The sequence below is a fragment of the Streptomyces sp. NPDC000594 genome (assembly GCF_040299965.1).
Taxonomy (GTDB): domain Bacteria; phylum Actinomycetota; class Actinomycetes; order Streptomycetales; family Streptomycetaceae; genus Streptomyces.
In genome coordinates, this window is sequence record NZ_JBEPCY010000021.1 from 118,617 (window position 1) to 127,110 (window position 8,494).

The window sequence follows — 8,494 nt, forward strand, 5'->3', positions numbered from 1 at the left end:
CCATTCCAGTGGGTTCACCCTCTGCGATCAAGCCATGCCCTAGCTGCGCGATGCATACATGCTCCGCGCACCAGGTTTACGGGCCACCCGGAACGCATGCCCCCGGATAGCACCGGAGTCAGCCCTTCCGATCCGGTCCGCAGTCCGTGCGACGACCCGGTCGAGCGCCCCCGGCAGGCGGCGATAGTCAGCCACAGTGCCGGCGCGGACGACCTGTCACGACCGCGCCCGGAGACTTCCCGGGCCCGGTAGCCGACTATTTTCGGGCACCGCTTTTTCCAGACACTCTTGACCTTGATCCTCGCCTGCATCAATACTCTCTGTTTGCATGTACCGGTGTGATCCTTTGCTTGGCTTTGACCATGTCTCGAAGGAGGGCAATACATGCACGGGGGCCTACCCGGTGACCAGTGAGACCTTCACGAGGTGTCAAACAGTGAGTGGCGGACTGGACGTAACCCTTTTGACGGATCGCGAGATGGAAGTGCTTCTGCTGCTGCCCGAAGGGGAGACCGACCGGCTGCTCGCCCGACGTCTCGGAATATCCGAACGAACCCTTCGCGCCCATGTCACGAATATCAAAAGAAAGTTGGGGTACCGCTCGCGAATGGAGGCGACCCTTGCCGCCGACCGGTATCGAAGAGGGACCTCACATCCGAGGTGACTGCCGAAAACGGCAATGCCTGAAGTGGCAATAGCGGAACTCCACCCCCTGACTGAAGAGTATTCACCAAGAGTTACCGACCACCCGGAGCAATTCGGACGGGTCGGTAATCAACCACGGTAAACACATTCAGAAAGGAGGAGCAGAGATGAGCGCCCTGCTTCAGAAGGTGAACGCCAGCGAGGAACTGCACGCGGTGGCCAGTGACCTGGCCGACGCAAAGGACCTGTCGCTGACCCTTCCCGTCCTGGCGACGATCACCACTGTGTGCCCGGCCACGGGTTACATCGTCGGCGGCGGTCTCTTCGCGACGGGTATCGGCATCACCTGGACCGTCAACAAGTAACCGGTTCCCCCCACCCCAGCTGAGATCAGGAGGCCAATATGTCTGTTGTTCTGGACAAGGTGAACGCCAGCGCCGAGTTCGGTGCCATCCCCGGCCACATCACCGAGGCCGAGTGGAGCCATGACGCCCTCGCCCCGGTGCTCGCCACCCCGGCCACGGTGACCCCCACCCTTGCCAATATCACCCTCGGTGCCGCCGCCTTCACCGCCGGCATCGCGGTGGGTGACGCGCTCTTCGGCTGATACCGGCCGGCGGAACAATGAATAGATGAGGCCGCCCGGTCCGGCCGGGCCCCCCGCAGCCCGGACCGGGCGGCCTCGTCGCTTTCATACCCACGTCGCCAAGCCTTCCTACATCCGGAAACTCTGACAGGAATGTAAACGCGGTGAAGATTTCTTCGATGGTCAAGAGAGTCGCCTCGCCTCCGCACCTGGGGCGAAATCGCGCACTCACCCTTGCGGAACAGATCAGTGCTGCCACGCATCTCGTCAGCAGCCTTGAGCTTCTGGTGCGGAAACAGGACCGGACCAAGGGCGGGCTGAACGACTGGACTATCGCGCGGGACAATTACGCACCCCGTATCCCGGGAATGAAAAAATTCCTCGACTGCGTCGGCGACCGGCGCAACACCCAGATCCTGCACGCGGCACGGGCGTTCGCCGCCGCCTCGCTGATCGTCCCGGGCACGCACCGCGTCCACCGGGCCGCCGCCAACGGCTTCCTGGCCGCCACCTCCATGGCGACCTACCCCCGGCACAGCTATGGCACCGACGGCTCCGACCAGGTGTCGTACATCGTCCAGCTCGCCGCCCTGACCGCCCGCATCGGCCAGCGCGACCACCGCATCGTGGACGCCGCGCTCTGGTACATCGCGCTCCAGTCGACCATGTCCTACGCCGTCTCCGGCTACGTCAAGATGGTCAGCCCGGTCTGGCGGTCCGGGGCCGCGCTGCCCGGCATCCTGCGCACCGAGACCTACGGCGACAAGCAGCTGTACGAGCTGATCTCGGACCACCCCGAACTCTCCAAGGCGCTGGCCCACACGGTGCTGCTGATGGAGTGCGGCTTCCCCGCGGTCTTCGTCCTCAAGGGCAAGCTCGCCCCCGCCATCCTCGCCGCCGCCGGCTCCTTCCATGTGGTCAACGCCCGCGCGATGGGTCTGGGCCGCTTCCTCACCGCGTTCGTGGCGACCTATCCCGCCGTCCTCTACGCCACGCAGCAGCGCCGTCCCGCCCCGGGAGTCGCCCGATGAGCGACATCCGCAGCGACACGCTGCCCAGGGTGGCAGGGGCGATGGTGGCCGCGACCCTGGCGACGAGCCTGATCTCACAGGTCCTGCGGCACCGCCGCGTGGTCCGGGGGCGCGGCGACGAGCAGTTTCTGGTGACCGGCTCCGGCAATCTGATCGCCTACCAGTTCACCGAGCCCAGCCGGCCCGTGCCCCCCGTTCCCGGCGAGGCGCAGCGCCCCGTACTGGTCTGCGAGGCCGGGCTGGTCTCCACCGCCGAGCACTGGACCTGGCTGCGGCGCGCGCTCTCCGCCGGGCACCCCGTACTGACGTACAACCGTGCCGGATACGGTCGCGGCGAGTACCGGCAGAGCCACCCCTTCACCGTCGCCGGTGCCGCGTCCGACCTGACCGACCTGGTCCGTCATGTCTGCGGCGACCGGCCCGTGGTGCTCGCGGGACACTCGCTGGGCGGCTATATCGCGATCCGGGCGCTGGAGTCGCTGCGGGACCTGGCCGTCGGCATGGTCCTCATCGATCCCAGTCACCCGGCGGAGCTACAGCGGTCGAAGTCACAGGCGCTCGGCGCCGAGGCCTTCGACTTCGCCCTGAAGCTGATGCCCGCCTCCATGCGGCTCGGGCTGGGCGCGCTGCTCCCCCGACCCACCTGGGTGGATCTTCTCCCCGAGGACGAGCGGCGACTCGCCCTCGACCAGTACCGCGACTCCAAGCTCTGGACCGCCGGGGCCCGTGAGTGGCTCGGTGTCTACGGGGACTTCCTCAACCACGACGGCTCCACGCCCAAGGTCGGGGTGCCCCTCTGTCTCGTGGCGGCGGCGACCACCCACGCCAAGGATCCCATCCAGGCCGAGCTTCACGCCGCGTTCGTGGATACCTCGCCGAGCGGATCGCAGTTCCTGATCGAGGACGCGAGCCATGACGAACTGCTGCTCAACGAGAAGCCGGCCCGGGAGATCGCCGTCCTGATCGAGGACTTCCTGGCCGCGCTGCGCACCGGATCGACCGCCGGCGCCCAGGCCGTGGCCGCCGTGGCCGCCCTGGGTGCCGACGGGTCGGAGGAGGAGAGCTGATGGACCGGCAGAAGACGATCGTCCACTCCGTCGAGGGCGTGTTCGCGGCCTGGCTGTTACTGAGTCTGGTCAGCCAGCATCCGCATCAGGTGTTCGATCGGTTCCGCCGCTACGACAAGGTCGGTCTGCTCATCCCGAACTGGCGCTTCTTCGCCCCGCAGCCCGCCCGGCACGACTTCCATCTGCTCTTCCGGACCATCGCCGATGACGGCACGGAGTCCGACTGGCAGGCCGCCACCCGGATCCACCGGCGGGACTGGGCCCAGGTCGTGTGGTTCCCCGGCCGCCGCCAGGAGAAGGCGATCTTCGACATCTGCAGCGAGCTGGTCCAGCTCGTCGGGTCGAAGGCGGCCAGGGTGGTCGAGGCCCCCGGCTACCGCCTGCTGCGGAACTTCGTGAACCGTCTGCTCGACGAGAACCCGCCCGCCGGCGAAATCTCCGGCTTCCAGTTCCTCGTGGTGCGCTACAGCGGCCACGACCACTCGGAGGAGCCGCAGTACTCCTTCGTCTCGCCCTTCATCCCCTACGCCCCGATCAACTCACCGGAACTGGAAACCGTATGAGCAGCACGATCTCCGTACAAGCGGGAGATTACGGACGGCAGTTCGCCGACTTCTACGACCGCCTCTTCCCGCCCGGCGAGGTCGCCGAGCAGACAGCAGAGGCCCTGACCACCCTGCTGCCGCCGGGCGGCGGCCGCGTACTCGAACTCGGTGTCGGCACCGGCCGGATCGCCATCCCGCTCGCGCGCCGGGTCGGCCGGGTCGTCGGCGTGGACGCGTCTCCCGAGATGCTCACCGTGCTGCGGGAGACGGCGGAGCGCGAGAAGGTGGACGTCACCGCCGTCGAGGCCGACATCTGCGACCTCGGCCCGCTCGGCGACCAGGACGGCTTCGCCCTCGCGTACTGCATCTGCAGCACCCTGCTGCTGGTCACGGACCCGGACGGACAGCGCAGGGCGCTCCAGGAGGCCGCTGCCCGGCTCGCCCCCGGCGGCCATCTGGTGATCGAGACGCACAACGTTCCCCGGGTGCTGTCGATGACGGGCGGACAGCCGATCCTCACCTTCTTCGTCCCCACCCTGGAGCGCAACGCCGGCATCCTCAGCTCCTGGTTCATCGACCGGGCGACCGGGGACTGGCGCACCTCCCAGGTGCTGCTGGAGAGCGGGACGATCCACATCGGCAGCGAGCATCTGCGGCTGACCACGGGCGAGGAGTTCGACGCGTACGCCGCCGACGCCGGACTCGTACCCACCCATCGGTTCTCCGACTGGAGCGGCACCCCGTACACGGAGGAAGGCCATATGTTCATCGGCGTCTACCGTAAGCCGGTGGACGGACAGTGACCATGGATCCCACCCCGGCCGACCCGGCGGACGACGAGTCCGCCGGGCTGGAGATCGTCGGCGTCAACAAGTCGTTCGGCGAGCGGCAGGTCCTCAGCGATGTCACCTTCCGTATCCCGGCGGGCCGCACCGTCGGCTTCGTCGGCAACAACGGCGCGGGCAAGAGCACCACCATGCGCATCGTCCTGGGGCTCACCGCCCTCGACAGCGGCACCATCCGCTACCAGGGCAGGCCCATCGGCGTCTCGGCGCGCAAGCGCATCGGCTACATGCCGGAGGAGCGCGGGCTCTACCCCCAGATGCGGGTCAGTGATCAACTGGTCTACCTCGGGCTGCTCAGTGGCTACTCGAAGGCCGAGGCCACCGCCGCCGCCGAGCACTGGACGGGACGGCTCGGCCTGGAGAAGGCCCGCCGCTCCCGTCTGTCGGAACTCAGCCTCGGCAACCAGCAGCGGGTCCAGCTGGCCGCCGCGCTGCTGCACGATCCCCGGCTGCTCATCCTCGACGAGCCGTTCTCCGGGCTCGACCCCTCGGCGGTCGCCGTAATGAGCGATGTCCTCGAAGAGCAGTCGGCCCAGGGGAAACCCGTGCTCTTCTCCAGCCACCAGCTCGATCTGGTGGAACGCCTCTGCGACCAAGTGGTGATCATCTCCGACGGCCGGATCGTCGCCGACGGTTCGGTCGCCGGGCTGCGCGAGGGCGCGCCGCTGCGTTACCGCGTCGTCGCCGACGGTCTCACCGAGGGATGGACCGCACCGGTCCCCGGCGCGAAGGAGCTGGGCCGGGACGACGACGGCTGCTCCGTCGAGATCGAGGACGGCCAGGAGCAGGAGCTGCTGGCCGCCGCGCAGAAGCTGGGGCCGGTGCGCGAGTTCACTCCCGTACGCCCTGATCTTGCTGAACTGTACCGAGATGTGGTGAGCGCCCATGGCGTCGACGGAGCCTGAACACCTGCCCGCCGTCGTCTCCGTCCGGCTGGTCGCCGGGCGTGAGCTGCGGACCCGCCTCGGCTCGGCGGGATTCACCGTCGGCACCCTGGTCACGATGGTGATCGTCGCGATTCTGGTGCTGCTGCCCAGCTTCCTCGGCGGCGACGACGACAAGACCGTCGCCGTTGTCGGGCTCTCCCAGGCCCAGCGCGACGCGCTCGTCGCCGACGGGATGCCGGGCGAGCGTCCCGACATCAAGCCGGTCGACGACGCCGCCGAGGCCCGGCGGCTCGTCAAGGACGAGGATGTCGCCGGCGCCGTGATCGCCGACGGTTCCGGTGTACGGATCACCATCGGCAAGAAGTCGGACTCGGCGCTCGGTGACGCGCTCAATGTCCGCCTCGGGCAGCAGGCCCTCGCCGATGAGCTGACCGATCGCGGGGTGGATCCCGCGGCCGTCGCCGGTTCGGTCGACACCGCGGCCGTGACCTACCTCAAGGACGACGCCGGGGACACCCAGCGCGTCGTCCTCGCGTATGTCGTCTCGATGATCCTGTTCACCCAGATCATCGGCTCCGGCGCGGCCGTGGCCCAGGGCGTCGTCGAGGAGAAGAGCACCCGGGTCATCGAGATCCTGCTGGCCAAGGTGCGGCCGACACCGCTCCTGGTCGGCAAGGTGATCGGCATCGGGACCCTGGGCCTGGTCCAGCTCCTCGCCGTGGCGGTGGCCGGAGTCGCCACCGCGTCGATCGCCGGAACGCTCGCCATCGAGTCCACCATCGTCGAGGTCGCCTGGGCCAGTCTCGCCTGGTATCTGCTCGGCTACGCCTTCTACGGCTTCCTCTACGGCGGAGTCGGCTCCATGGTCTCCCGCCAGGAGGAGTTGGCCGGGCTCACCGTCCCGCTCCAGCTGGTCAACTCCGCGGCCCTGGTGGCGGCGGTGCTGGGGCTCCAGGACATCGGCTCCGACTGGCTGGCCGCCCTCAGCTACATACCGCCGTTCTCCGCCATCATCGTGCCCATGCGGATGGCCGGCGGCGTGGCCACCTCGTTCGAGATCGTCGCCCCCGCGCTGATCCTCGTCCTGTCGACGGCCTTCGTGGCCTGGCTCGGCGGGATCATCTACAACCGGTCGATCCTCAACACCGGGAAGCGCATGAAGCTGGCGCAGGTACTGCGCCGTGCCTGACATCCCCGGCGCGGGCCCGGTCCCGACAGCCCCGGACGTGGTGATCGTCGGCACCGGGCCCAACGGTCTGGCGGCCGGTGTCACCCTGGCCAGGGCCGGGCTGCGGGTCGAACTCTACGAGCGGGACGGGCAGATCGGCGGCGGGCTGCGTACCGCGTCGCTCTTCGACAGCGACATCGTGCACGACATCTGCTCGGCGGTGCATCCGATGGCCGCAGCCTCGCGCTTCTTCCGCGAGTTCGATCTCGCCGCGCGGGGCGTCGAGCTGCTGTCCCCGGAGGTCAGCTACGCCCATCCGCTCGACGACGGGCGGGCGGCGCTGGCCTTCCGGGATCTCGACGCCACCTGTGCGGGGCTCGGCCGGGACGGCGACCGGTGGCGGGCGCTGATGCGCCCGCTGGCCGAGCACAGCACCGGTACGGTGGACTTCGTCCTGTCGGGGCAGCGTGCGCTCCCCCGCGACCTCGTCGCACCGCTGCTGCTCGCCCGGGGCATGCTGGTACACGGTACCCGGCTCACCCGGAGACGCTTCCGGGACGAACCGGCCCGTGCCCTGCTCACCGGGGTGGCCGCGCACGGGGTGGGCAAGCTGCCCAGCCTCGCGTCCGGGGCGGTGGCGCTGCTGCTGGGGCATCTCGCCCACACCGGGGCGGGCTGGCCGCTCCCCCGGGGCGGCAGCGCCCGGATCGCGGATGCCCTGGCCGCCGACATCATCGCGCACGGCGGTGTCTTCCACACCGGTGTCGAGGTGACGGATCTCGCCGAACTCCCCGCGGCGAAGGCGGTGCTGCTGGATGTGAGCCCGAAGGGGCTCCGTGCCCTGGCCGGGGCGCGGCTGCCGAGCCGGTACGCGCGGGCGCTGGACGCCTTCCGTTACGGTCCGGGGGCGGCCAAGGTCGACTTTCTCGTCTCGGAGCCGATTCCCTGGGCCGCTCCCGAGGTCGGCACGGCGGGCACGGTCCATCTCGGCGGGACCCAGGCCGAGATGTTCCGCCAGGAGACGCTGACCGCCCGGGGGGTACGTACCGACGAGCCCTTCGTCCTGCTGGTCGATCCGGCGGTCACCGACCCCGGCCGGGCCCGGGGCGGCGTCCGTCCCGTTTGGGCGTACGCGCATGTCCCCCACGGTGACCCCACCGACCCGGGAGACCTCGTCCGGGACCGGATCGAGCGGTACGCGCCCGGATTCCGCGCAACCGTCCTGGCTCAACGCAGCGTCTCAGCAAGCGGGTTGGAACGTTACAATCCGAATTACGTCGGCGGCGACATCGGGGCGGGGGCCATGACTCTGGGGCAGAGCGTCCTGCGTCCCACCGCGCGCTTCGACTCCTATCGCACTCCCCTGCCCGGGGTCTATCTGTGCTCGGCCTCGACTCCACCGGGGCCCAGTGTGCATGGAATGTCCGGGTATCTGGCGGCGCTTTCGGCGCTGCGCCGGGAGTTCGCGATCCGCACGCCTCCGCCGCTCGGTCCGGTGGAGACGGGCATGTTTACCAAGTAGAACCCAAGGAAAGGCAAAGAACATGGAAACGACTCTGGGAGAGCAGCTCTTACTTCTGTCGCTGGACGACGAATCCGGCGCCGAACGGGAGTCCACCAGGGTCGCCCCGGCCATCGCCGGGTCCGCCCCCCCTGGGGGGCCCGGGGCGCCATGTACGGACACAAAATGCCGGGCGCAGATGCTAGGACACAGATTTAC

10 protein-coding genes are annotated in these 8,494 nt (G+C 68.9%); all 10 read left to right on the forward strand.

Going from position 1 to position 8,494, the window contains the following annotated elements; translation table 11 throughout:
- The first annotated feature begins 328 nt into the window (after positions 1-328).
- On the forward strand, positions 329-664 hold the full coding sequence (locus tag ABT354_RS25630; protein ID WP_351497803.1) for a response regulator transcription factor: 336 nt from the start codon (positions 329-331) through the stop codon (positions 662-664).
- Between the two features lie 148 nt (positions 665-812).
- A complete protein-coding gene (locus tag ABT354_RS25635; protein WP_351497805.1) occupies positions 813-1,010 on the forward strand; it encodes a hypothetical protein in 198 nt (65 codons plus the stop codon).
- Between the two features lie 38 nt (positions 1,011-1,048).
- Positions 1,049-1,252, forward strand: coding sequence for a hypothetical protein (locus ABT354_RS25640; RefSeq protein ID WP_351497807.1), 204 nt, complete (start codon positions 1,049-1,051; stop codon positions 1,250-1,252).
- A 158-nt stretch (positions 1,253-1,410) separates the two neighbouring features.
- Positions 1,411-2,262, forward strand: a complete 852-nt coding sequence (locus ABT354_RS25645) for an HTTM domain-containing protein (RefSeq protein ID WP_351497809.1) — start codon at positions 1,411-1,413, stop codon at positions 2,260-2,262.
- The gene (locus ABT354_RS25650) at positions 2,259-3,329 is read left to right on the forward strand and encodes an alpha/beta fold hydrolase (protein ID WP_351497811.1); all 1,071 of its coding nucleotides are present in this window, start codon (positions 2,259-2,261) and stop codon (positions 3,327-3,329) included. Before ABT354_RS25645 ends, ABT354_RS25650 begins: the two co-directional genes overlap by 4 nt.
- Entirely contained in the window at positions 3,329-3,892 is a 564-nt protein-coding gene (locus ABT354_RS25655; protein ID WP_351497813.1) for a hypothetical protein, read from the forward strand. The genes ABT354_RS25650 and ABT354_RS25655 overlap by 1 nt, the downstream gene beginning before the upstream one ends.
- Positions 3,889-4,677: a class I SAM-dependent methyltransferase gene (locus ABT354_RS25660; RefSeq protein WP_351497815.1), complete on the forward strand. Its 789-nt coding sequence runs from the start codon at positions 3,889-3,891 to the stop codon at positions 4,675-4,677. The genes ABT354_RS25655 and ABT354_RS25660 overlap by 4 nt, the downstream gene beginning before the upstream one ends.
- 2 nt (positions 4,678-4,679) lie before the next feature.
- On the forward strand, positions 4,680-5,624 hold the full coding sequence (locus ABT354_RS25665; protein ID WP_351497817.1) for an ABC transporter ATP-binding protein: 945 nt from the start codon (positions 4,680-4,682) through the stop codon (positions 5,622-5,624).
- A complete protein-coding gene (locus ABT354_RS25670; protein WP_351497819.1) occupies positions 5,605-6,795 on the forward strand; it encodes an ABC transporter permease in 1,191 nt (396 codons plus the stop codon). The genes ABT354_RS25665 and ABT354_RS25670 overlap by 20 nt, the downstream gene beginning before the upstream one ends.
- Positions 6,788-8,296 carry a phytoene desaturase family protein gene (locus ABT354_RS25675; protein WP_351497821.1) on the forward strand — a complete coding sequence of 503 codons (1,509 nt, stop codon included), beginning with the start codon at positions 6,788-6,790 and terminating at the stop codon, positions 8,294-8,296. The genes ABT354_RS25670 and ABT354_RS25675 overlap by 8 nt, the downstream gene beginning before the upstream one ends.
- Positions 8,297-8,494 lie beyond the last annotated feature (198 nt).

Bases quoted from the DNA above. Each gene is read 5' to 3' on its own strand.
- ABT354_RS25640 (WP_351497807.1), top strand. From the start codon at position 1,049: ATGTCTGTTGTTCTGGACAAGGTGAACGCCAGCGCCGAGTTCGGTGCC.
- ABT354_RS25645 (WP_351497809.1), top strand. From the start codon at position 1,411: ATGGTCAAGAGAGTCGCCTCGCCTCCGCACCTGGGGCGAAATCGCGCA.
- ABT354_RS25655 (WP_351497813.1), top strand. From the start codon at position 3,329: ATGGACCGGCAGAAGACGATCGTCCACTCCGTCGAGGGCGTGTTCGCG.
- ABT354_RS25660 (WP_351497815.1), top strand. From the start codon at position 3,889: ATGAGCAGCACGATCTCCGTACAAGCGGGAGATTACGGACGGCAGTTC.
- ABT354_RS25630 (WP_351497803.1), top strand. From the start codon at position 329: ATGTACCGGTGTGATCCTTTGCTTGGCTTTGACCATGTCTCGAAGGAG.
- ABT354_RS25665 (WP_351497817.1), top strand. From the start codon at position 4,680: ATGGATCCCACCCCGGCCGACCCGGCGGACGACGAGTCCGCCGGGCTG.
- ABT354_RS25650 (WP_351497811.1), top strand. From the start codon at position 2,259: ATGAGCGACATCCGCAGCGACACGCTGCCCAGGGTGGCAGGGGCGATG.
- ABT354_RS25670 (WP_351497819.1), top strand. From the start codon at position 5,605: ATGGCGTCGACGGAGCCTGAACACCTGCCCGCCGTCGTCTCCGTCCGG.
- ABT354_RS25635 (WP_351497805.1), top strand. From the start codon at position 813: ATGAGCGCCCTGCTTCAGAAGGTGAACGCCAGCGAGGAACTGCACGCG.